This window comes from Virgibacillus sp. 6R (assembly GCF_001895305.1).
Taxonomy (GTDB): Bacteria; Bacillota; Bacilli; order Bacillales; family Amphibacillaceae; genus Virgibacillus; species Virgibacillus pantothenticus.
Genome location: NZ_CP017762.1, coordinates 1,997,227 through 2,019,542 on the forward strand (window position 1 = coordinate 1,997,227; position 22,316 = coordinate 2,019,542).

The 22,316-nt window shown below is 37.0% G+C and carries 22 protein-coding genes; 12 read left to right on the forward strand and 10 right to left on the reverse strand.

The genetic code is table 11. From position 1 onward, the window contains the following. The first annotated feature begins 13 nt into the window (after positions 1-13). The 4 genes from BKP57_RS23125 (at position 14) to BKP57_RS09035 (ending at position 4,994) form a co-directional block, all read left to right on the forward strand. A complete protein-coding gene (locus BKP57_RS23125) occupies positions 14-139 on the forward strand; it encodes a hypothetical protein (protein WP_257786705.1) in 126 nt (41 codons plus the stop codon). Then, positions 130-2,010 (forward strand): FtsX-like permease family protein, encoded by a 1,881-nt coding sequence (locus BKP57_RS09025; protein WP_072741391.1) that lies wholly within the window; start codon positions 130-132, stop codon positions 2,008-2,010. The genes BKP57_RS23125 and BKP57_RS09025 overlap by 10 nt, the downstream gene beginning before the upstream one ends. Positions 2,011-2,334: 324 nt before the next feature. Continuing rightward, the gene (locus BKP57_RS09030) at positions 2,335-3,099 is read left to right on the forward strand and encodes an ABC transporter ATP-binding protein (RefSeq protein ID WP_050350867.1); all 765 of its coding nucleotides are present in this window, start codon (positions 2,335-2,337) and stop codon (positions 3,097-3,099) included. Positions 3,100-3,113: 14 nt separating this feature from the next. After that, on the forward strand, positions 3,114-4,994 hold the full coding sequence (locus tag BKP57_RS09035; RefSeq protein WP_072741392.1) for an ABC transporter permease: 1,881 nt from the start codon (positions 3,114-3,116) through the stop codon (positions 4,992-4,994). Positions 4,995-5,152: 158 nt separating this feature from the next. Here BKP57_RS09035 and BKP57_RS09040 read toward each other — a convergent pair whose 3' ends face one another. From BKP57_RS09040 to BKP57_RS09065, 6 genes are all read right to left on the reverse strand, one after another. Continuing rightward, positions 5,153-6,340, reverse strand: a complete 1,188-nt coding sequence (locus BKP57_RS09040; protein ID WP_050350865.1) for an MFS transporter — start codon at positions 6,338-6,340, stop codon at positions 5,153-5,155. Between the two features lie 669 nt (positions 6,341-7,009). Continuing rightward, positions 7,010-7,156: an IS110 family transposase gene (locus BKP57_RS22045; protein WP_139344987.1), complete on the reverse strand. Its 147-nt coding sequence runs from the start codon at positions 7,154-7,156 to the stop codon at positions 7,010-7,012. Positions 7,157-7,346: 190 nt separating this feature from the next. Continuing rightward, positions 7,347-8,672: a 6-phospho-alpha-glucosidase gene (locus tag BKP57_RS09050; RefSeq protein WP_072741394.1), complete on the reverse strand. Its 1,326-nt coding sequence runs from the start codon at positions 8,670-8,672 to the stop codon at positions 7,347-7,349. 27 nt (positions 8,673-8,699) lie between these two features. After that, positions 8,700-10,295: a PTS transporter subunit EIIC gene (locus BKP57_RS09055; protein ID WP_050350862.1), complete on the reverse strand. Its 1,596-nt coding sequence runs from the start codon at positions 10,293-10,295 to the stop codon at positions 8,700-8,702. Between the two features lie 137 nt (positions 10,296-10,432). Beyond that, positions 10,433-11,188 carry a MurR/RpiR family transcriptional regulator gene (locus BKP57_RS09060; protein WP_077298207.1) on the reverse strand — a complete coding sequence of 252 codons (756 nt, stop codon included), beginning with the start codon at positions 11,186-11,188 and terminating at the stop codon, positions 10,433-10,435. A 95-nt stretch (positions 11,189-11,283) separates the two neighbouring features. Beyond that, the gene (locus BKP57_RS09065; RefSeq protein WP_050350861.1) at positions 11,284-12,138 is read right to left on the reverse strand and encodes a MurR/RpiR family transcriptional regulator; all 855 of its coding nucleotides are present in this window, start codon (positions 12,136-12,138) and stop codon (positions 11,284-11,286) included. Between the two features lie 280 nt (positions 12,139-12,418). Here BKP57_RS09065 and gnd point away from each other — a divergent pair, with 280 nt between their 5' ends. Next, positions 12,419-13,318 (forward strand): phosphogluconate dehydrogenase (NAD(+)-dependent, decarboxylating), encoded by a 900-nt coding sequence (gene gnd, locus BKP57_RS09070; RefSeq protein WP_050350860.1) that lies wholly within the window; start codon positions 12,419-12,421, stop codon positions 13,316-13,318. A gap of 307 nt (positions 13,319-13,625) precedes the next feature. On the opposite strand, the gene BKP57_RS09075 is transcribed toward gnd, so the two are convergent. Continuing rightward, on the reverse strand, positions 13,626-14,246 hold the full coding sequence (locus BKP57_RS09075) for a superoxide dismutase family protein (protein ID WP_050350859.1): 621 nt from the start codon (positions 14,244-14,246) through the stop codon (positions 13,626-13,628). 253 nt (positions 14,247-14,499) lie between these two features. Here BKP57_RS09075 and BKP57_RS09080 point away from each other — a divergent pair, with 253 nt between their 5' ends. Continuing rightward, positions 14,500-14,877 carry a PH domain-containing protein gene (locus tag BKP57_RS09080; protein ID WP_050350858.1) on the forward strand — a complete coding sequence of 126 codons (378 nt, stop codon included), beginning with the start codon at positions 14,500-14,502 and terminating at the stop codon, positions 14,875-14,877. A 258-nt stretch (positions 14,878-15,135) separates the two neighbouring features. Here the strand turns inward: BKP57_RS09080 and BKP57_RS09085 are convergent, their stop codons facing one another. Then, entirely contained in the window at positions 15,136-15,456 is a 321-nt protein-coding gene (locus BKP57_RS09085; RefSeq protein WP_050350857.1) for a nucleoside triphosphate pyrophosphohydrolase, read from the reverse strand. Between the two features lie 221 nt (positions 15,457-15,677). Further along, positions 15,678-16,184 (reverse strand): DoxX family protein, encoded by a 507-nt coding sequence (locus BKP57_RS09090; RefSeq protein ID WP_050350856.1) that lies wholly within the window; start codon positions 16,182-16,184, stop codon positions 15,678-15,680. 389 nt (positions 16,185-16,573) lie between these two features. On the opposite strand from BKP57_RS09090, the gene BKP57_RS09095 reads away from it, so the two are divergent. The 5 genes from BKP57_RS09095 to BKP57_RS09115 all read left to right on the forward strand — a co-directional run bounded on the left by BKP57_RS09095 (position 16,574) and on the right by BKP57_RS09115 (position 20,817). Beyond that, a complete protein-coding gene (locus BKP57_RS09095) occupies positions 16,574-17,290 on the forward strand; it encodes a hypothetical protein (protein WP_050350855.1) in 717 nt (238 codons plus the stop codon). A 37-nt stretch (positions 17,291-17,327) separates the two neighbouring features. Then, the gene (locus tag BKP57_RS09100; RefSeq protein WP_050350854.1) at positions 17,328-17,723 is read left to right on the forward strand and encodes a GntR family transcriptional regulator; all 396 of its coding nucleotides are present in this window, start codon (positions 17,328-17,330) and stop codon (positions 17,721-17,723) included. After that, positions 17,720-18,580: an ATP-binding cassette domain-containing protein gene (locus BKP57_RS09105; RefSeq protein ID WP_050350853.1), complete on the forward strand. Its 861-nt coding sequence runs from the start codon at positions 17,720-17,722 to the stop codon at positions 18,578-18,580. Before BKP57_RS09100 ends, BKP57_RS09105 begins: the two co-directional genes overlap by 4 nt. Positions 18,581-18,653: 73 nt before the next feature. Further along, positions 18,654-19,586 (forward strand): ABC transporter ATP-binding protein, encoded by a 933-nt coding sequence (locus tag BKP57_RS09110; RefSeq protein WP_128743317.1) that lies wholly within the window; start codon positions 18,654-18,656, stop codon positions 19,584-19,586. Then, positions 19,579-20,817 (forward strand): ABC transporter permease, encoded by a 1,239-nt coding sequence (locus BKP57_RS09115; RefSeq protein WP_050350851.1) that lies wholly within the window; start codon positions 19,579-19,581, stop codon positions 20,815-20,817. The genes BKP57_RS09110 and BKP57_RS09115 overlap by 8 nt, the downstream gene beginning before the upstream one ends. 316 nt (positions 20,818-21,133) lie before the next feature. On the opposite strand, the gene BKP57_RS09120 is transcribed toward BKP57_RS09115, so the two are convergent. Continuing rightward, positions 21,134-21,436, reverse strand: a complete 303-nt coding sequence (locus BKP57_RS09120) for a DUF4306 domain-containing protein (RefSeq protein ID WP_050350850.1) — start codon at positions 21,434-21,436, stop codon at positions 21,134-21,136. Positions 21,437-21,657: 221 nt separating this feature from the next. Here BKP57_RS09120 and BKP57_RS09125 point away from each other — a divergent pair, with 221 nt between their 5' ends. Next, on the forward strand, positions 21,658-22,200 hold the full coding sequence (locus BKP57_RS09125) for a flavodoxin family protein (protein ID WP_050350849.1): 543 nt from the start codon (positions 21,658-21,660) through the stop codon (positions 22,198-22,200). Positions 22,201-22,316 lie beyond the last annotated feature (116 nt).

Consider the following 22,316-nt stretch of genomic DNA (forward strand, 5'->3'; position numbering starts at 1 on the left):
TGGAGGTAAAACCATGACGCAATCTGTTTTACAAGTGAACCACTTAAATAAATCATATGGAAAATATAAAGAAACGCAATCTTATGCATTAAAAGACGTATCATTTGAAATGAAAACCGGTGAGTTTGTATGTTATTAAAGCTTTCTCTAACAAGTATGCGGAAAATGTTTAAGGATTATTTAGTATTATTATTTGGGCTAACCATCTCCATTGCTATATTTTATATGTTTCAAACACTGGCTCAAAATGAGGCTTTTGTTGAAGCAAATTCCCTTATTAATTCCATTATGTTTATTTTCCATGTGGGTACAGTCATTCTTGGATTTATTACTATATTTTATACCTTTTATGCCACATCCTTTATTCAAACATTACGACAAAAGGAAATGGCTATGTATATGACGCTGGGAGCGAAAAAAAGTAAGATTACCCAGTTGATGTTTATGGAAACCCTGTTTATTGGACTCATTTCCCTAGCTATTGGTATTATACTTGGCTTTGGGTTAACGACAGTTATGACCGATTTATTAATGGAAAAACTTAACTTATCAGCAGAAGCAGAAGGATTTAAAGCTATTTATACCAAATCGATTTTGTCCACGGTTATTTTCTATGTCGCTTTATTTTTATTAACGTCCATCGTTAATGCGTGGCAAATTGGCAGAAAAAAAGTACTTGATTTGTTACAGGCTAATCAAAAACAAGATGTTATTAAAACGAATGGTGTAAAAACATTTCTCGGTGTGGTTTTTTCTGTTATTTTAATTGCCATCGCTTATTATATTTTTATCAATATGCTAGATTTTAAGTCTACAGAAATAAAAAAGATAGCAGTGATTATTATAACAGTTACAGTCATTCCAGGGACATTCTTCATGTTTATTTACTTGCTGCCCTTCTTTGTAAAGAAACTGAAAAAAAATCGTATTTTAAATGAAACTGGAATCAACTCCTTTACACTAGGCCAATTACGCTTTCGTATGCTTGATTTAACAAAAGTGCTGGGAACAGTAGCGATGTTAATTGCCCTTGGATTAGGTGCGATGACAGCAGGCATTTCCTTTTACCATAACGCGGAAGTTCAAACTTCTAAACTTAAAGTAAATGATATCGCTATATACCAACCAATAAAAGAAGATATGGACACGATTAAAACGATGAAACTACCCGAAAAACATACGTATGTATATAAGCTAACAGATGATAACGTTTATTTTCTTAAAAGCAATTTATTAAAACAACCACCTTTAATTCCTGATACAGCTGGCATTCAAAAACTGGCAGATGTAAAAATAAAACGGGTAGCTAGTAAGCTCCCTGCAGCTGTATATTCCATGGATGGTCAAGAAGGCGAAATGTTGCCAGAGGCTTGGGTTAATGCTATTTCAGGTGAGTTAAATGCAAGCTTTGAAATGTTTGGTCCAAGAATGATTTATGTGGTTGACGAAAACCATTTCCAAAAAATAAACGCAGAGGAAGAGCAAGTCATTTTAGCTCGCACAGACGACTTCACAAAATATTTACCAAAACTCAAGCAATTAGAAGAAAGGCAAAAGGAGGTTGCCGAACTCTATACTGAAGAACCGATAGCGTATTACGGAGGAAAATCCACACTTTACACTAGTTTATATCAGCTTTCTAGCGGCACCATCTTTATGGGAGTTTTCTTAGGTATTGCCTTCCTGATGATGATGGCTAGTGTGCTAATGTTTAAGTTGCTATCAAGCGCCAGAGCAGATATTGAACGTTACCACATGCTAAGAAAAATTGGCGTACGTAAGAAGCTATTGGAGCGATCGATTTACCGAGAGCTGTTCCTGCTATTCTTATTCCCAGCAATCGTTGGTTTCGCACACGTCTTGGTTGGCATGCAAGCTTTTGCCATCATCTTGGTCGAACCTTACACTAAAATATGGTTACCAATTAGTATTTTCTTACTGATTTACGGTATTTACTACGTTATAACTGTCCAATTGTACAAGCGAATTGTACTGCCTAAGCAAAAGTAGAGAATGGTAAGAACCAAGCAGCAAAAATGCTTGGTTCTTTAGCATTTATTTAAGGCTACAAAATCTAGCTTCCATCAACGGAAGGCTTAATGCGCATTCCATTCGGATCAAAAAGAAGTATTCATCAGCCCAGTTATTATCGCTTTACCATCAAATAAATGAATCTTCAATTTTTAAATCAGCATTCGGTTTCTTCTGTAGACTAAACTAATTTTAATTATATAAGGTTACAAATCTGTAAGCATGCTGAAAGGAAATTCGATACCTGTAATTTCCATATAGCGTTAAGCTAACAATAGAAAATATAAAGTTGGAGGTAGAACTATGACACAGTCTGTCTTACAAGTGAACCATTTAAACAAGTTATATGGAAAACATAAAGAAACACAATATCATGCCTTAAAGGACGTATCATTTGAAATGAACACAGGTGAATTTGTCGGCATTATGGGACCATCAGGTGCTGGAAAAACAACGCTTTTAAATGTGATATCCACATTAGACCAAGCTACAGACGGCTCTGTTAAAATTGCCGGAACGGATATTACCAAAATGAAGCAAAATCAACTAGCTGATTTTCGCTCACAACAGCTTGGCTTTATCTTTCAGGATTTTAATCTATTGGAAAACCTTACTGTTTACGAGAATATCGCTTTGCCTTTATCTTTACAAGGTGTTGCGGTAAAACAAATTAAACCAAGCGTGTTAAAGGTGGCGGAAAATCTCGGCATTCAAGATATTCTTCCTAAATACCCAGTAACGATTTCAGGTGGGCAGAAGCAACGGGTTGCCGCAGCTCGTGCACTCGTTCATGAGCCTGCACTTATACTGGCAGACGAACCAACAGGAGCATTGGATTCTAAAAATGCTAGAAGTTTAATGGAAACCTTCGTCCATATGAATGAAAACCTTGGTACATCGATTATGCTAGTAACACATGATCCGCTTAGTGCAAGTTACTGTCAGCGTATATTATTTATCCAAGATGGGCAGCTGTATAAAGAAATCCATCGCAATCATACACGAAGTGCATTTCACCAAGATATACTTAATGTACTTTCCGAATTTAACACTCCGAGTGAATGGTAAAAGAAGGTGATAACATGTTAGTAAAATTATCTCTAACAAGTATGCGGAAAATGTTTAAGGATTATCTAGTATTACTATTTGGATTAACCATTTCCATCGCGATTTTCTATATGTTTCAAACACTAGCTCAAAACAAAGCTTTTGTTGAAGCAAATGCTATGATTAGTGCAACAATGTTTGTTTTTCATGTCGGAACTTTTATTCTCGGGTTTATTTCCATATTTTATATTTTTTATGCCACCTCGTTTATTCAAACATTGCGGCAAAAAGAAATGGCAATGTATATGACGCTAGGAGCGAAAAAAAGTAAGATTACCCAGTTGATGTTTATGGAAACACTATTTATCGGACTGATCTCGCTTGTGATTGGGATTATAATTGGAATGGGATTAACGACGGTTATCGCTGATGTGTTGATGGATATGCTTGATTTTTCAGCAGAAGCTACCGGATTTAAAGCAATTTATGCCTCTTCAATAATCACAACCGTTATCTTTTATATTATTTTGTTTTTATTAACATCAATGGTGAATGCTTGGAAAATCGGCAGGAAAAAAGTGCTTGATTTACTACAAGCAAATAAACAGGAGGATTTTATTAAAACAAGTGGCGTAAAAACATTTTTTGGTGTGCTGTTTTCCATTATTTTAATGGCTGTTGGCTACTATACGATGATTCATATCGCTAAATTCCAACACATCGGAGTTATTTTAGCAACTGTTACGATCGTACCAGGAACATACTTGATTTTCATTTCAATTTTACCATACTTTGTAAAAACATTAAAACAAAATCGGGTTTTAAATGAAACAGGAATTAATTCGTTCACATTGGGGCAATTACGATTCCGAATGCTTAACTTAACCAAGGTGCTAGGGACTGTAGCGATGTTAATAGCACTTGGATTAGGTGCGATGACAGCCGGTTTATCGTTTTATCATAATGTTGAGCTGCAAGCTTCTACCTTTAAAGCAAACGACGCAGCAATCTACGAACCAACAAAAGAAGACTTGAAGACGTTAGAAGCAATGGAGCTAACAGAGGAAAATACGTATCTGTATAAAGTAACAGATAACGGAGTATTTTTCCTTAAAGAAAGCTTATTAGAACAGCCGCCATTAGTCCCCCATATGGGAGATGAAAAAGGAGTTGGCATGGAAAAACTGGCAGATGTAAAAATAAAGCGAGTCAAAGAGAAACTCCCTGCTCCCGTATATACGATGTATGGCACTAAAGGGGAAGAGCTCCCGGATAAATGGTGGAATGCTATTTCCTTTGAATTAAATGCAGATGATAATATGTTTGGTGAAAGAACGATTTATGTGGTTGATCAGAGCCATTATGGGAAAATAGATGCTAAAGAAAAACAGGTTATCTTAACGAAGGCAGATGACTTTTCTAAACATTTGTCCGCGTTCAAGCAACTGGAAGAAAGACAAAAAATAGTTGCCGAAAGTTACGTAGGTCATACTGTAGACAATGCGGGCGGAAAATACAATAACTACGTTGGTTTAAAAAGTTTTTCCAGCGGTACAGTATTTATGGGAATTTTCCTCGGTATTGCATTTTTAATGATGATGGCGAGTGTGCTTATGTTTAAATTACTATCAAGTGCTGGAGCAGATATCGAGCGCTATCATATGTTACGGAAAATCGGTGTGCGCAAGTCGTTATTAAAACGGTCCATTTACCGAGAATTATTTCTCCTATTTTTATTCCCGGCCATTATTGGGCTCGTTCATGTCCTAATTGGCATGCAAATGTTTTCTTTCATCTTGGTTGAGCCTTATACAAAAATTTGGCTACCGATTAGCCTTTTCGTAGCTATCTACGGTTTATATTATGTCATTACGGTCCAATTGTACAAACGTATTGTACTGCCTAAGCATCACTAATAGAAAAAAATTTAAGCTGTAAAACAAACTGAATAACGAAAACCCAAAAATAAGGAACCGAGCAACAGTAGTTTGGTTCCTTATTTATCTGGAATTACTGTAAATTCGCTTGAATTCAAATGACCGTGGTAACTCTTACTAAGAGAGGATTCACTTCATTATGATTTCTTCCCACGAACAGCAATAAATACTAAATAGAGATACAATAACATGGATATGAATACGGAGCCGGCAGCAGTTACATAGATAACTGCATAATTAAATAAGAAGGCAATTTGTCCAAAGATGATAGCTCCCATACCAACACCTAAATCAAAAAAGGAAAAGAAAGTCGCATTCGCCATCCCTTTACGGTTTGCCGGTGCTTTTTCTACCGCCCAAGCCTGTAATGCAGGCTGAATCATTCCGAACCCAAGTCCATATAAGCTAGCTGCAACTAATAAAATTACCGTGCTTGGAAGCCAAGCTAATAATAGCATAGCGCCAAAAATCAGGATTGTTCCGGGAAGAAAAACGTATAAATGACCTCTCCGATCATAAATTTTTCCGGCGAAAGTTCGGGAAATCAAAAGGAAAACAGCATACATTAAAAAATAGCCTTCGATGCCAGCAATCTCTTGTTCAGCTGCGTGCAGAGGTAGGAAGGTAGCAATACCGCCAAAAGTAAACGTCACAAAAAACAACAGCAAAGAGGGTTGAATAGCCGTTTTCTCAAAAATATCAAACTTTAAAGTCACCGTCTTATCCTTTGATTGCTCTACTTTTTTATATTTAATTTTACTTGATAGAATTAAAGCAGCAAGACCAGCAGAGGCGCAGATTAGAAAAAATTGGGAGAAGCGCATTTGGTCGACGAGGGCTAATCCTAAAGATGGGCCAAGTGCTAATGCTAGGTTACCAGCCAAGCCAAAATAACCCATCCCTTCTCCACGACGTGAAGGTGGAATTAAATCCGTAGCAATTGTACCTGTGGCTGTCGTTGAAAATCCCCAACCGATTCCTTGAACGATTCGGAGGATAAGTAATAGTGCAATGCTCGAAACGAGTGCAAATGAACCAACAGATAATACAAAGATAAGCAGTCCAAACATATAAACAAATTGTCTTCCTTTGGATTCCAAAGCGTGACCTGCATATGGACGCAGGATCAATGCCGAAAATGTAAATATTCCCACAATAACCCCAATGAGTTGATCACTGCCACCTAACTCTTTAACAAACAGCGGTAAAGTCGGCAGCGTCATTTGAAAGCCTAAAAATATACAGAAATTGGCGAGACAAATCAGGATAAAGTCACGTGTCCAAATTTTTTCATGTTTTGTCTCTGCCTTAGGTTGTGCATCCATGAATCGCTCTCCTTCCAAACATTCCGATGCTTTTCTTCGATACTCGAAATATATTATACAGAAGTGGGGGGAGAAAGCAATCTATTCAACTTAGAAGTTTTTGACCGAACTTGAGTTAGGCAAAGCGCTTATTTCAACATATAATAGAACCTCATTAAAAAGAGGCTTAGAAAAACTTGGCTTGTCGCCAAGTCTTATGGCGAAAGCCTTTTGTTTTTCTTATACTATAAACCAAAAAAATCTTATACTTTCCTATAGTGGAACAAAGGCGCGGGGCGCTCGTTTAGCAACGTAGTAAATGGATGAACCCTTCCTTGTACCGCTCTTACATTAATTGATCATACCCTATTCATGCCTTCGCGGAGTTCCGCATATATGCCCGGCAAATGGGGTTCAGAATAACGTCCAGCTTGGACTAAGCGTGGAGTGACTTTGGTATCTTTTACATCATTTTCGATTGGGGTATTGTCATCCAACTCTTTTGACTTTTAACATGTGCTGGAATGACAACGACTACTTTGAGTTTGTTTTCCATTAGCCAGTATGCAAGAGGCAGCAATAGCGTCCAGTAGGTTCCATACCAATCGTCTTATCACTTTTATTGTTTTGCACGGCTAATTCATTTATCCAACCCTTAAAGTACTGAAAACCTTCGAAACTATTCTCAACTTAAAGCGCTTTTCCGAATTGAATTCCTCGCTTATTTTGAGCGCGAGCAACATGCTTCTCTTTAGCAATATCAATTCCCACAATTAAAATTTCCTCTGTCAGTTGCAATATCTTTTCATTTTGTTTATAATTGTGTTTATAATTCATATTAATCCTCCTTGGTTAATTTAAGGGTCCATTTTTGCGATTAGCTTTGGACACCTCGTATCATACCAAGGAGGCTTTTTAGTTCAATCCTCATTTTGCTTTATTACAGGAATGCTTTCTTATCTTGTAAAAAAAGACTCCTCTTTAAAAGGTAGAATCCATTTTCCTTTTAAAGAGGAACGGTCTTTTTTTATTTTAACTCTGGCCAAAATTCTCGATTAGCTTCTATTAAGTCGTCTAAAATTTCTTTCGCTACTTTTGCACTTGGCACTGTTTTCGAAAGCGTGAGAGCTTGCCATAATTTTTGATAGCTTCCTTCCATATATGCTTGGACTACCAGCTTTTCCACTGTTACCTGTTGATACATTAAAGCCCGTTGGAATTCGGGAATCTTGCCTTGGCATAACGGTTCAGGACCATCCGTCCCAACCATACATGGGACTTCAACCATCGCATCATCATCAAAGTTTGCAATAGCTCCATTATTTTCCACAATCATAACCATTCTTTCATGTGTATTATAGGCGATAGCACGTGCAAGATCGACAATAAACGTTGCATGACTCCCGATAGAAAATTCGCTTCCTTCTGATGTACCTTTCTCCACAATTACCATTGCTGTAGAGAATACTTCCTTTTCCCTGCCATCCATCACTTCATTTGCTCTAGTATAGTTTGGGTTGGAGTGTTCCACAACATAATCTGGATAGAAATAGTACTTCAAGTACGTATTTGGTAAAAATCTTGGATCGACTGCTAACAAATCTTTTGCTTTTTTATGCGTTTCCTGCCAGCTTTGATCCATATGCTGTGTGTCCACTTCAACTTGTGTCAAGTAACCATTTTCCTTCACATATTCTCTGATTTGCGGCAAATATTCTGTTCCGTCTTTATCTTTTATACTTGTCCACCAGCCGAAATGGTTTAAGCCAAAGTAACGAACGTCAAGCTCTTCTGGTGTTTTATCAATAATTTGTGACATTCTACGTAATGTTCCGACTGGCATATCACAAATATTTAACACTTTGGAATGTGGACGTAACACCCGGCAAGCTTCAGCAACAATAGCTGCTGGATTAGAATAATTCAACATCCAGCAATCAGGTGCATATTCTTCCATCAAATCAATCAGTTCGATCATATCCTTAATACTTCTCATACCGTATGCAATTCCACCAGGGCCACACGTTTCTTGACCGACTACACCGTACTTTAGCGGGATTTTTTCATCCAATTCACGCATTCTATACTTTCCAGTGCGTATATGCGCAAAGCAGAAGTCCACATCCGTAAAGGCTTCCTTGGGATCAGTCGTATAGATGTATTCTATTTCAGGAGCCTTTTCTTTTAACGTTATTTCCAATGCTTCTCCTAAAACCGCCTGCCTGTCTGCATCATTATCATACAGTTTTAGTGTACGAATTGGGAAACGGTCCAAATTATCCAGAAGCATCATAACAATCCCTGGAGTGTATGTGCTTCCGCCACCTGCTATAACAATCGAAAATTGTTTCATCGTTATCTTCCTCTCTATTCTGATTAGTTATTCTGTTTGTCCTCTGCCTAAATAACGATCCACTGCTTTACGAACAGTTGTTACCTGTAAGCCATATACTACTTGAACGTTTTTATCTTTCATAATGACTCCACTTGCGCCCGTTTTTGTTTTTAATGTCTGTTCATCAACTAAGTTTGGTTGATGCAATGTGAGGCGCAGCCTCGTGTAGCAGTTTGTCACGGTATCAATATTTTCTGCACCGCCAAGGGCATCAACAATAATGCTTGCAACATCTGAGTTTGCCGTATTTGTGTTGTCTTTTCCTTTACTCTTTTTTGCTTTGTATTCTTGTTTAGAATACAATTTTGTTTCTTTACCTTGTTCTTCACGACCAACCGTTTTGAAATTGAATTTCTTAATTAAGAAACGAAATACAACATAATAAATAACAAAGAATATGATTCCTACTAAGATATACATCGGCCAACTTGTTTTTTCAAAACCAAGCGGGAGATTATATAATAAAAAGTCAATCATTCCGTTTGGTCCGATGGCTCGAACATCCAATATGTTTAATACCACCATACTGAAACCACTTAGAGCAGCATGAACAACAAATAAGAGTGGTGCCACAAACATAAAGGAGAATTCAATTGGTTCCGTGACTCCGGCAATAAAGGAAGTAAATGCAGCTGGAATTAAAATTGCCTTTACTTTTACTTTATTTTCTGGTTTTGCGGTATGGTACATGGCTAAACATGCACCAATTAAGCCAAACATTTTTGCAATACCACGAGCATCCCAGATGACACTTTTAGATAAACGAGCTACTTCAGGGTCGGCAATTTCTGCATAGTAAATATTTCTTGCACCTTCTAACACTTGTCCCCCAACTTCTTCAACCCCACCGAGAGAAGTGTATAGAAATGGGGTATAGACTAAATGATGCAAACCAGTTGGAATAAGTAGCCTCTCCAACGCACCATATAGAAACACTCCAAAATTACCACTATGTTGAATTAATGTGCCAAGGCTGTTGATTCCACTTTGAAAAACAGGCCAAACATAGGTGAGAAACACCGCCATTAACACAGCCACTGGAATTAAGACAATAAATACAAACCGGGAACCGCCATAAATTTGGAAGGCACCATTAAATTCCGTATCAATAAATTTATTGTGAATATAAGCGGTTACAATACCGAGAATAATTCCTAGAAAAACTCCCATATCTAATATCTGGACTCCTAATACCAATGTTTGTCCAGTACCTTGCAATGATTCTGCTTCAACGAGTAGACCGCTTAGTTCCATAAATTTATTCATCGCATTAACAAATACTAAATATCCTAATAATGCGGTAAATCCTGCTACAGATTTTTCTTTTTTGGCTAAGCCTACTGTTATACCGACAGCAAAAATTAACCCTAAATTACTTAATATCGAAACTAATGAGCCCGATAAGATGGATCCAAATCCAGTTGTAACGGGATTATCTAAAAATGGAATTACTTCAAGTAATCGTTGGTTTGTAAATACATTTCCAAGAGCTATAAGAATCCCTGCAATTGGTAAAATAAGAACTGGAATAAACATAGCTTTCGAAAAGCGTTGCATCGCTTCCATTATTCTCTGCTTCATTTCATACACCCCCATATATTTGACGTCTATCTGTCTTTGACATGACTTAGTTTACTCCGTAAACGGTTTCTTGTATATGATTTTCAGACGAGAAAAAACGTGTTTCATTGTTTAAAAACACGTTTCAAAAGAGTCTATTATCTGGTATTTGTTTTTAGATATTCCTTTATAATCAACTCGAAGGTCATTAATAATCTTGGAAAAAAGATGTTTGGCAGCATATTTCGATCGTCCAATTTATTATTGTCGATAATTTTAAAGTTTAAATCAGATATGCCGGCAATGCGATTGTCTATCTCTTTGGTAAAGGAAACGGTAAAAATATGATGTTCCTTTGCAACAACTAATTTATCAATGACTTGTTGCGTTTCTCCTGATTTTGAAATTACGACAAGTGCACCAATATTGTCTAAATTATTTTCAAAAACCCCGATCGAATCCATTCCGCTAGCCAATATCGTTTTTTTACCTAAAACCAATAACTTTTTATATAAGTATTCAGCGGCTATAGCTGAAAAACCAGTGGCATAAAGGAAAATATAGGTTTGTTCTAACTTCATTACTCGATTTATAAATAATTCAATCGTTTCCATAGTATTGTATTCGAAAAATTCCTGTGTATTAATTTCTGGAAAGTCATCCACCACACCTGTTTGTTTTCCCTCTACTTCTTTTATTAACGGCAATAACTGATAATACATATCTACAAATCCTGTATAGCCAAGCTTTTTGGATAAGCGAATAATCGTTGCCGGAGAAGTATAATTCACCTTCGCGATGTGACGTACGCCTTGTTGTAACACATGATCAATATTTTCAATAATATAGTTTAAAAGCTGAATGTCTAACTCTGTGAGATTTTTCCCTTGAATTAACTTACTAATATCAATCAAATTACCCCCTCCTTCAACATATTTAGTTATGCAAAAAGATGAATTTAGTCTTCAAAAATAAGGTTCATTGAATTGGATTTAGTTTAGCTTAATTTTTATAGCCGTTTTAATGCAATTGCTTTTCGCATATCCTGTAAAGCTTGTTGAGCAGATTCCCCTTTGGCAAGCATCACATTCGTATACAGCGCATCTATTAAAGTCAGTTCGGCAATTCTTGAGGATAAAGCCTCGGGACGAAATTCCGTTTCCTCAGACACTGTATACAATAAAATATCTGCGTGCTTGGACAATGATGATTTAGCAAAGTTGGTGATGGCAATTGTCGTTACTTGCTTATCCCGCAATACATGCAATATATCAATTATATCCTTGGTTGAGCCGGAATGAGAAATAATGACCGCTACATCCTTTTCTCCTAATTGAGAGGCTGACATTAATTGCATATGCGCATCTAAATTTGCATAAACATGAATCCCACTGCGAAGAAATTTATGATACGCATCAATGGATACAATTGCCGAACCACCAATCCCAAAAAACTCTACCCTTTCCGCTTTAATAAGAGCCTGAACCGCATCATTCAATGCCGTTTGGTCGGTAATTTTCAACGTATCTTCTAACGTTTTCATATTGGAACGAAACACTTTTTCACTAACCGTTCCGATGTCATCGCCAGCTTGAATTTTTTCATGGATATCTGTTACGGGTTCAACCACCTCTGCAGCGAGTGCGATTTTCAACGCTTGATATCCTTTAAATCCTACACGCTGACAAAAACGAAATACGGTTGATTCTGCCACTTCCAGCTCATCAGCAATCTGATTGATCGTATGGTGAATAATTGCTTTTGGTTGTTGCAGAATATAGTCAGCGATCTTTTTTTCTTTATCACTCAGACGGCTATAATTGCTACGTATACGGGCTAAACCGTGTTGATTAACTTGATTCATATAACGCTCCCCTTTTTACATCAACCTGTTTATACAGCTGTTTTGGCAGTAATACAAATGGACCAAAACAATTCAATTTACATCGGCTTTCTGTAAATCATATTATACACGAAAAAAAATTCCACGATATTAATTGATTAAGGAAAAAAATTTGATATAATGGAATCGAACTAATGAAATACGCGTTCAAAAAGCGGAAGAAGAAAAGAATATGAAAAATGGAGCTTCCATCCTTTTACTTTTAAACAGCTTCATACTATTCAAACTAGAGGTGAGCAACATGAATATTGGTATTATTGGTTTAGGAAAAATGGGTTACAATCTGGCACTAAATTTGCTTGATCATCAACATAATGTAGTAGGTTTTGACAAAAACGAAGAACAGGCTGCATCTATTGCACATCAAAATTATCAACCACAGTCCTCCGTGGCAGATCTAGTTCAACATTTACCGGTTCCACGGATTGTATGGTTAATGGTTCCTGCAGGGGAAGTTACGGAAAAAGTCATCCAAGAGTTGGTCCCGTTGTTAGAAAAAGGGGATATCTTAATTGATGGTGGAAACTCCCATTATAAAGATACGATGAAACGGAAACATTTTTTAGATGCTCAAGACATCGCCTTCTTTGATTGTGGTACTAGCGGAGGAACAGATGGTGCTAGAAATGGTGCTTGTACGATGATTGGCGGAGATAAAGAAACATTTAAACAGATTGAACCTCTATTTCAAGATATCTCCACGGATAATGGATACTTATATACTGGGGAAACCGGCAGCGGACATTTCCTAAAAATGGTTCACAATGGGATGGAATATGGTATGATGCAAGCAATCGCAGAAGGCTTTGACATTCTTCACAAAAGTGATTTTAATTATGATTATGAAAAAGTTGCCAAAGTATTTAACCATGGATCAGTTATTCGTTCCTGGTTAATGGAATTAGCGGAGCAGGCATTTGCAAAAGATGCGCAATTGGAACAGATTCGTGGGATTATGCATTCTTCTGGGGAAGGAAAATGGACGGTAGAAACTGCACTCGATTATGAAGTCGCAGCCCCCGTGATTGCTCTATCGTTAATGATGCGTTATCGTTCTTTAGAAGATGATACGTTTACGGGTAAAGTTGTAGCAGCACTCAGAAATGAGTTTGGTGGACATGATGTTGTAAAGAATAACTGATTCAAAGATTACTTCGCTTTTCTTTATATTGGCTAGCGTCAGCTTTTTACTTTGAGATGGCCCTAGCCTCTTTATTTATCTCATCGTAATGAGCACGTATTTTATTCCATTTCACCACATGGGAGAGCTTTTTCTTTAAGCGGCGAAAATTTCCCTTTTCAATTCTCTTATTATCTGAAACTGCCAATAAAGCGAATCTTCCATCAGTAGGGGATGAATGAAAACCCCCACTGATTCAAGATTCACTTCCTTATTGTTCGTTTTTTAATCAGCTGTTTTAGTTATGTCCGAGTCTTGTCTTATACTTTTATTTTGCTTCCTTAATAACGCCACAGGCAATGCGTTCCCCTGCATTCCCTGCAGGTTGGGTCTTGTAATCGTCTTTGTCAGAATGAATGACTAGAGCTGTTCCACCCTCCTTTACTAATGAATGGTCTTCCCCTGGTTTGAGTGTGACCATTTCGTTTAAAAAGTCAGCTGTTACAGTTCCATCATCAGCTGCTTCTATATTGGGCAAATCGCCTGCGTGCGGACCACCTGGCGCTTTCTTTCCATGGCTTCTGTTTGTTGGATTGAAATGCTCTCCTGCAGAACTAAAATCAGGTTCTTCACAAGATCCTGTTTCATGAATATGGAAACCATGCTTCCCAGGTGTAAAATTTTCCCCAGCCAGTTTAATACGAACGCCCTGCTCTTCTTCAGTTACTATTGCGGTAGCTACTTCTTGCTGCTTGCGATCCTTTAATGAAACCATAACCTTTTTCGAAGAATCCCTTTCTACGTTCGTAGTTTTTTGTTCTGCCTCATTTGACTGTAGCTTTTCTAGTTCTTCACTTCCTTGCGTTCGTTCATCATCGGTTGTATTACAGGCTGATAAAACGAACAAGCACATCGTGGCAATTATGATATTAATGGTTTGTTTATGCATCTCACCTTGCTCCTTTCAAATTGTTTGTTACCAGCTTGCTCTATTCCCAGTATGTTTAAACATATTTTACCTTTCCAGATTACTTTCACTCGTGTACAATAAATATATAACTACGTGTTCAAAAAGGAAGGTAAAACACACAGAGAGAAACGTATTGTAAACTGATACGTATACAACCAAATCATCTATAAGATATAAATCACCCTTTTCGGTCTGAATTTTTGAACAAAATTTAAACAGGAGGAATTACTAAATGGGATTATTTGATGGAATGATGGGTAACGCATCTGAAATGGATGCCAAAAAAGCAGAGCAAGAAGTAACTGAGCTGTTAGCTACAGCAGAGAATGTGGAACATGCGTATAAGCTAATCCGAGACATGATGATATTCACCAATAAGCGATTGATTCTTCTCGACAAGCAAGGGGTAACTGGAAAGAAAATGGAATACCATTCTATTCCATACAAAAACATCACACACTTTTCGATCGAAACTGCTGGAACTTTTGATCTAGATGCAGAGTTAAAACTATGGGTATCCGGAAGCTCAGAACCAATTCAAAAGACATTTAATAAGCAATTAAATATTTACAAAGTACAATCTGTCCTAGCCAACTACGTCTGCAAGTAATAAAATCTAAGCGCCTAATTCAACTGCAATTTCGACGTGCAAGCTAGTAGTATCGTGTTAAAAAGGAGATAAATTGACTTGGAGAAACAACAATACTGAGGGTTAATTGAATATCCGCTCCGATAGACAAAATATATATACTTAGAAAATATAAAAACTCCCTTACTATACGACAGGTATTGCCCCTTTATCGTCAGGGGGATAATCTTACTTTTATAACGACAACACCAAAAAAGGGAGCTTTTATATTTACATTGATTATTGAACAAAAATTAAAAACACACCTTTATCAAATCCCCCTCTCTCTTCTCGCTTCTTTTTACGTAAGGCTTCAATTGTTTGAAAAGAACCACCATGTGTTTTTGCCAATGCTTGAATCACTTCCAAAAGATCCGCTAATTCTTCCAGTGCCGGTTCACTACCTTCAGCTTGGAAATATTCGCGTAACTCCTCTTCTGCCTTTTTCTTTAACTCCATATGATATTCCTTTGGAGTAAGATTTTTCGTTATCGCTTGCTGTCCATTATTAGTAATTATTTCTGGTATTTGATCCCGAACAAGCTTATGATAATTGGACACTTTTTCCCCGTTTCTACAATTTCGTTATTGCTATCATATGTTATTCATCTAGTTATCGCAAACAAATGCAAATAACCTATTTATTACCCTGAAATAAGGTCGTATTAAGATTTAAAAACACATTTTATGAACAAGATGGCTAAATTTTTGGCAATAAAAAAACCTTCTTAAAACTTTTGCAGTCTTAAGAAGATGGTAATTTTATTTTTATTCATCTGCTATTAAGCAATTTTTAAATTTTCACTCTCTTTTTTTATAAAAACACCTTTCAAATATGGAATGACCCATCTATCTAAACCAAATTTTCCAGCATTGTAACCGGCCACTAACAAGAATACAGTAAGCAATACCATTTGCGCATTCGTACTAACTGTTCCACTAAACAAGAAAGCAAAATTCATCGTAATTCCCATCAACGCTGAAAAATTTGTGAATATCCCTAGGATAAGTGCGATACCAACTAACAATTCGCCCCACATGACGAGGAAAGTAAAAATATCAGCATTTGGCAAGGCTACTTTTTCCAAGAATACTGCCCACCAGCCTTGAACTGCCGGATGTTCTCCTCCTGCACTTGCGATTGCCCCTTGTAAGTATCCCGAAGCGTCAAATTGCCCTCCGGTAATTTTACCATAACCGGCAACGAGCCATTCGTAGCCGATATAAATACGAATAAGTGCCAAAACACCTGCGGCTATACTGCTGTTACGGATAAAATTCATAATCATTTGTACCATCTCCCTTTTGTTCAATATTTCACATTATTTTGTAGTATCTCTTTACTACATGTAAAGTATATCATAGATTTTTCAGTTTATGTCATTATTGTTCGACATTTCACAATATGGTCATATTTTAGTTCATATGATGTATTATTATCTGTCTTGATATTGTCACATGAAGCTAAATCCCTTTTCTCCTCTTACGGTTGGTTCATCTGCTTCTTATCCTAGAGTTCACCTCGAATTTTTGCAAAGAAAATCTACTCCAGTTACTTGTTGAATAAATTATCATTCCTATTATTCATAGATTATCTATAAGCGCTTGACTATTACCCTCATTTGTTATACTGTTTATATAGATATACACAGCATAACAGTTATAGGAGGTTGTATATATGCAGCAATGGAAGCAAGCATGGCGTATTGCTCAGCTTGAGTTAAGTCATTCTATTGGGAAGTTTTTTCTTGGTTACTTGATAGTGATTATTTTTTCAGGGTTCTTCGTATTTAATTTGCAAGGTTACCTTAGTAATGGCTTTATATTTTATGATATGTTTTTTATTCTCTTCTTTATTATAGGAGCCAACATGGGACCAGATCATTTCCGATCAAAGCAACACTTCAATTTTGCTCATCCCTTATTAATAACGCAATTACAGTTGCCTATTGAGCAGAATATCTTAATTAAAAGCCGCTTCGTCATTCATTTTTGTTTCACCTTGCCTGTACAAATACTATTTCTTGTTGTCTTTTATCTTACATCGCCTATTTCTGGCTTATTATCGATACCAGCTTACATTGCGTTTGCAATTATTTGGTTATCCGTCAACCTTTATATGGGAACGCTTCTTCCAATGAGTGAAGCTATTGAAACAGGATTCGCAACTAGAATCGGCACGGTAATCATTGCTGTTATTATATTCTTCATCTTCCTGTTTATATTATCTGGTTCTCATCTCATCACTGACCACGGTGTAGTGGAATTATCTATTATCGTTGCGAAGAAATGGCCGCTGATAGCATCCGCCATTTCACTAATCATTGGCTTAGCAGCTGTAAAAGCACATCAAGTATATATGAAAAAGTTTTTGAATAAGTTGGATTACTTATAATTTGCAATCCAAATGCCAGTAGAAAGGAGCGGATCATGTGGAATTACCTATCCACCTTTCCAAAACATCACGAGAGCCGATTTATCACCAAATTGAAAACCAAATAAAAACACTTATTGCTAGTGGGCAACTTGCTGAAGGCGATATGCTCCCGTCTATACGCGCACTTGCAAAAGACCTGGAAACGAGTGTAATTACCATCCGTCGTGCGTATCAAAATTTGGAATATCAAGGCTTCATTCAAACGACCCAAGGAAAAGGGACATATGTTGCTCCAGTGGACGATGGGATGAAGCAGCAGATGAAAATATCTGAAGTTTACCAAGCAATCGAAACGGCGATCAAAATCGCACTTAGCTATGATTATACGGTAGAACAATTGAAGGAAATCTTTTTTGAAGTAATTAATGAAAAGGGAGGAAAAAGTAAATGAGACCTTTGCTAACGATAACAGATTTGGAAAAACAGCTCGACCACTTACATATAGGCCCGCTCCAATTAACTATAGAGTCTGGCACCATTACAACACTTGCAGGTGCAAATGGAGCTGGTAAAAGCACCATTCTTAAGCTAATGATGAATTTAGCTAAACGAGACAAAGGAAGTATTCAACTATTGGATATAGAAACAAATGGTTCAGATGAAAGCTGGAAACAACATATCACGTACCAAGCACAAACGATCATTGGTTGGGATCCTTTCACTGGAAACAAGTTAAAAGCGTTTATTTCATCTCTCTATCCAAATTGGGATGAACTGCTCTTTAAGCAGATGGTAGATTTATTTCAAATTCCGTTAGATCAGCGTTTTGGAAAATTGTCGCAAGGGGTCCAGCAAAAACTTCATCTCGCACTTACTTTACCGAGAAATACGTCCTTGTTACTGCTCGATGAACCAACTTCTTTTTTAGACATTCCAACAAAGCAAAAGCTGATGAATCTACTTGTAAAATGGATGGAGCAAGACGATCGGGCCATTATAATGACTAGTCACCAATCCGCAGATATCATGAAACTTTCTGACTATATAGCCGTATTAAAGAAAGGGAAGCTGATCGGAACCTTTGAAAAAGAGACCCTCATTCATAGCCACCGGCGGTATTGGATAAGCAATAGCAACCACCTTCCAGCATGGACTATTCCGGGGGAAATATTTCGTACAAAGCGTTATCTTATCTCAAATGCGCCTGAACAAACGGAAGCTTTTTTACAACAAGAGCAAATAAATTGGACACAACAAGAATCTCTTGACCTGGAAGAGATCCTTACGTTACTTATAGAAGGGAGGTAAAACTTTTTAGCTAGGCACATAGAATAATAGTAAATGGTTAACTAATTATAAAATGAATAGGAGCTTGATACTTTTGAGTACGATATTAACGGTAGAAAATCTTGGCAAGATATTTAAGGATAAGCAAGTGATTTCTAATATTTCCTTTGAAGTAAATCAAGGTGAAATTATGGCCATACTTGGACCAAATGGAGCAGGGAAATCGACTACAATCCGCAATATTATGGGCATTTTATATCCCGACGAAGGGAAAATTACCTTTTCGAATTATACGGATAATACCATACCGCGTCATAAAATAGGCTATTTACCGGAAGAGCGCGGATTATATAAAAATGTCAAGGTTATGGATATTTTGCTGTATTTAGCAGAGTTAAAAGACTATCCACTGGACCGTGCTAAGCAACGCGCATTACATTATTTAAAAAAATTTGATTTGGAAGGTAAAGAAAAGGTAAGTATTGATGAGCTTTCCAAAGGGATGGGGCAAAAAGTCCAATTCATTGCTTCCATTATCCATGAGCCTGAGTTATTAATCCTTGACGAACCGTTTTCTGGCTTGGATCCAGTGAGTCAGGAGTTATTTAAACAGGAAATTCGCCAGCTTGCTGATAACGGCACAGCTATTCTCCTCTCCTCTCACCAAATGAATCTTGTCGAAGAAATGGCTGACCGTCTGTTTATGATTCACCGTGGCAAGAAAGTAATTTATGGTGATATGGATGCAGTAAAAACAAAATTTGCTAACTTTAAATGCACCATTCATGGAGATAATCAAAAAGAAGCGCTGGAGCAACTGCCAAATGTACAGCGTGTAGAACAAGAAAATGGGCATCATATTATCTACTTACATAAAGAGATTCAGCCAGTGTGGTGGCTCAAGCAACTCCCTGATCAGCTTGATGTTCGAGAACTGCGCTTAGATCGTATTTCCTTACATGAAATCTTTATTGACATCGCAACGGATAAGAATCTAATGCAGGAAGCAGGTGAAGCGTATGCGTAATTCTATGAAAGTGGCTAAGTGGGAAATAAAGCGAAACCTAAAAAATAAGACATTTATCATCGGGATGTTTTTAACCCCATTATTTATTATCGGTTTTATGTTTTTAGGTGAATTATTCGGTGGCGACGAGGAAGAAGCAGAAACAACCAAGGTATTTATCCATGACGAGCTGAACTTATTTTCTGAAATTGTAGCGACTGCTGAATCCAATAATCTACCATGGCAAGTGCTGCAGACAGATTTAACGAAAGAAGAAGTAAAAAAAGAGATCAAAGATACCGAACATACAGCGTATCTATTTATTGACGAAGAAAGCTTAAATGAAGGTATCATTCCTGCCTATACATCTGAAGAGATGGATTCTTCCTTTATCAATCAAGCACAAATATTAACAGCGCCGATTCAAGCATGGCAAATGAAAGAACTTGGCTTGTCTGATGAGCAATTGGCTATTGTGTCTCGCGGTATCCAAGTGGAAGAAGCTGCTGACAGTCCAGCAACTGCCGAGAAAACCGATGAAGCTGCTGAGGAATCTACCGATGCACCATTAGAACGGATCGTGCCTGGGGCGTTTGCCGGTTTTATTATGCTATCCATCGTATTTACCGGTATGGCGATATTTCAAAGTGCATCCCAAGAGAAAAAAGATAAAATTGCCGAAATAATTTTATCTTCTCTAACACCAAATGATCTTATGCAAGGAAAAATTATTGGCTATTTTGTATTGGGAATTCTACAATCATTCGTTTCTTTAGCTATTGTACTTCCCGTCCTATCATGGAGGTTAGAAATTGCATTTTTAGAATATTTATTTGTCCCAGAATTAGCACTATATATCATAATTGCTATTTTAGGCTATCTTATGTTTGCTTCTATTTTTGTTGGCGTTGGAGCAACCATGACGGATGTGAGTTCAGCTGGGAACTTTCAAGGTATGGTTATGATGCTCCCATTTCTACCATTCATTTTTATTGCGCCTGTTCTTAGTGATCCGAATGGCTTCATGGCACAACTAGGAACGTACATTCCGTTTACATCTCCAGGAGTTCTCTTACTTAGACTTAGTAACTTAGAGGAATGGCCGTGGATTGAAATCATCATCTCACTTGTTATTTTAGTAATCAGTATTTGGATTTTTGTTAAACTTGCCGGAAAGATTTTCAAAGTAGGAATATTGATGTATGGTAAAAATGCTACCCCGGCGGAAATTTGGAAATGGATTAGAATGTAAACCCTAAATGCTGTTCATTCCACAAGCATCGAAATTTTCTTATGAACGCTTGGAGAAGCAAAAAGTAACCTATCTAAAACACAACGCAAGCACCTGCCTCTGTATAGAAGTAGGTGCTTGTAGCTATAGGCATCATAAGTTTTAAAACCACGACTTAAATAATCCAGCAATCATCCTGCCTATCCACTTAAATACTAAAAAAACTAGCTCCCCTAAGAAATCAAATAGTATATCTAAAAGAGAAAACTTTTCGTGGTTAGCTTTATTTTTCGAACTCTTTTTATGTTTCATACTCACACTCTCCCAATTGGTTTTATTATATCTCTTGGTTGCTTTTACGCTTACGAATAAACTTGCGAACAAAAAAGATGCAAAAACCAACAACAGCAGAAGCTGATAGTAAAAATGTAATGGTACGTACTGGATAGGTTTGAAAAGCAAATACCCATTTATCAAAAAAGTAAATATCTCTTGGGTCTTTCACCGAATCTGGCGTCAGGACTATTCTTTCCTGCCAATCAGGCTCCAACATGAGATAAGAACCTGCCCAATAGCTTAGAAAAAAGGTATATATAGAAATAATGAGCAATATAATAAATATCGTTACGATTTTTTTCATGACATTCCACCTATGCCTTACTTATCTATTTAGAAATACGAAACACACTTCAAAAAAGTTTCTCCTTTTTTGGTTCAAGTCCAAAATAAATGCAGTCATTTTTCCGATTTCCATTTCCATTACTTCTAAACTTCTACATATAGAATACACTCTTACAAGGAAGAAATTCAAAATGATTCTGTAAGCTATGCCATAAACCTAAACAGAGGAGGAATTACAACATGAGTATAGTCGTATTTCATGGTTCGACGAGAACAAATGGTAATACAGAGTATTTGGCACATCACGCCATCCCAAAAGAAGTTGCAACACATATTTATTTACGTGATTATAACATCCAACCTATAGTTGATAAACGCCATGCGGATGAAGGTTTCCCAGAAATACAGGATGACCACACATTTTTAATTGACCAATTATTAAAGCATGAAATTGTTGTTTTTGCAACCCCCATTTATTGGTATGGCATGTCTGGACCAATGAAGACGTTTATTGATCGTTGGTCGCAAATTTTACGAGACCCTAACTATCCTCACTTTCGACAAGCATTAAAAGAAAAGAAAGTGTATCTTATTCTTGTTGGCGGGGATCACCCACATGTAAAAGGGCTACCTCTCGTCCAACAGTTCCAGTATATATGTCAGTTTTTTGGCATGTCTTTAGAAAACTATATTATCGGACAGTCACGTAAGCCAGGAGAGATTGTAAACAATAAACAAGTTTTGGACGCAGCCTCTCGTTTATTCAACGAATCATTGATTTGAAAGTTTCTAGACAACCGTACTTCTATGTAAAGGATATAGCAAAACTAAAATAGAAAATGAATATATAGCCTGCTTATAAAGTGAATCTTTAATCAGTGGGGGTTTTCACTCATCCC

Coding starts and splice junctions, on each gene's coding strand:
- BKP57_RS23125 (WP_257786705.1), top strand. CDS start 14: ATGACGCAATCTGTTTTACAAGTGAACCACTTAAATAAATCATATGGA.
- BKP57_RS09025 (WP_072741391.1), top strand. CDS start 130: ATGTTATTAAAGCTTTCTCTAACAAGTATGCGGAAAATGTTTAAGGAT.
- BKP57_RS09030 (WP_050350867.1), top strand. CDS start 2,335: ATGACACAGTCTGTCTTACAAGTGAACCATTTAAACAAGTTATATGGA.
- BKP57_RS09035 (WP_072741392.1), top strand. CDS start 3,114: ATGTTAGTAAAATTATCTCTAACAAGTATGCGGAAAATGTTTAAGGAT.
- BKP57_RS09040 (WP_050350865.1), bottom strand. CDS start 6,340: ATGGATGCACAACCTAAGGCAGAGACAAAACATGAAAAAATTTGGACA.
- BKP57_RS22045 (WP_139344987.1), bottom strand. CDS start 7,156: ATGAATTATAAACACAATTATAAACAAAATGAAAAGATATTGCAACTG.
- BKP57_RS09050 (WP_072741394.1), bottom strand. CDS start 8,672: ATGAAACAATTTTCGATTGTTATAGCAGGTGGCGGAAGCACATACACT.
- BKP57_RS09055 (WP_050350862.1), bottom strand. CDS start 10,295: ATGAAGCAGAGAATAATGGAAGCGATGCAACGCTTTTCGAAAGCTATG.
- BKP57_RS09065 (WP_050350861.1), bottom strand. CDS start 12,138: ATGAATCAAGTTAATCAACACGGTTTAGCCCGTATACGTAGCAATTAT.
- gnd (WP_050350860.1), top strand. CDS start 12,419: ATGAATATTGGTATTATTGGTTTAGGAAAAATGGGTTACAATCTGGCA.
- BKP57_RS09075 (WP_050350859.1), bottom strand. CDS start 14,246: ATGCATAAACAAACCATTAATATCATAATTGCCACGATGTGCTTGTTC.
- BKP57_RS09080 (WP_050350858.1), top strand. CDS start 14,500: ATGGGATTATTTGATGGAATGATGGGTAACGCATCTGAAATGGATGCC.
- BKP57_RS09090 (WP_050350856.1), bottom strand. CDS start 16,184: ATGATTATGAATTTTATCCGTAACAGCAGTATAGCCGCAGGTGTTTTG.
- BKP57_RS09095 (WP_050350855.1), top strand. CDS start 16,574: ATGCAGCAATGGAAGCAAGCATGGCGTATTGCTCAGCTTGAGTTAAGT.
- BKP57_RS09105 (WP_050350853.1), top strand. CDS start 17,720: ATGAGACCTTTGCTAACGATAACAGATTTGGAAAAACAGCTCGACCAC.
- BKP57_RS09115 (WP_050350851.1), top strand. CDS start 19,579: ATGCGTAATTCTATGAAAGTGGCTAAGTGGGAAATAAAGCGAAACCTA.
- BKP57_RS09120 (WP_050350850.1), bottom strand. CDS start 21,436: ATGAAAAAAATCGTAACGATATTTATTATATTGCTCATTATTTCTATA.
- BKP57_RS09125 (WP_050350849.1), top strand. CDS start 21,658: ATGAGTATAGTCGTATTTCATGGTTCGACGAGAACAAATGGTAATACA.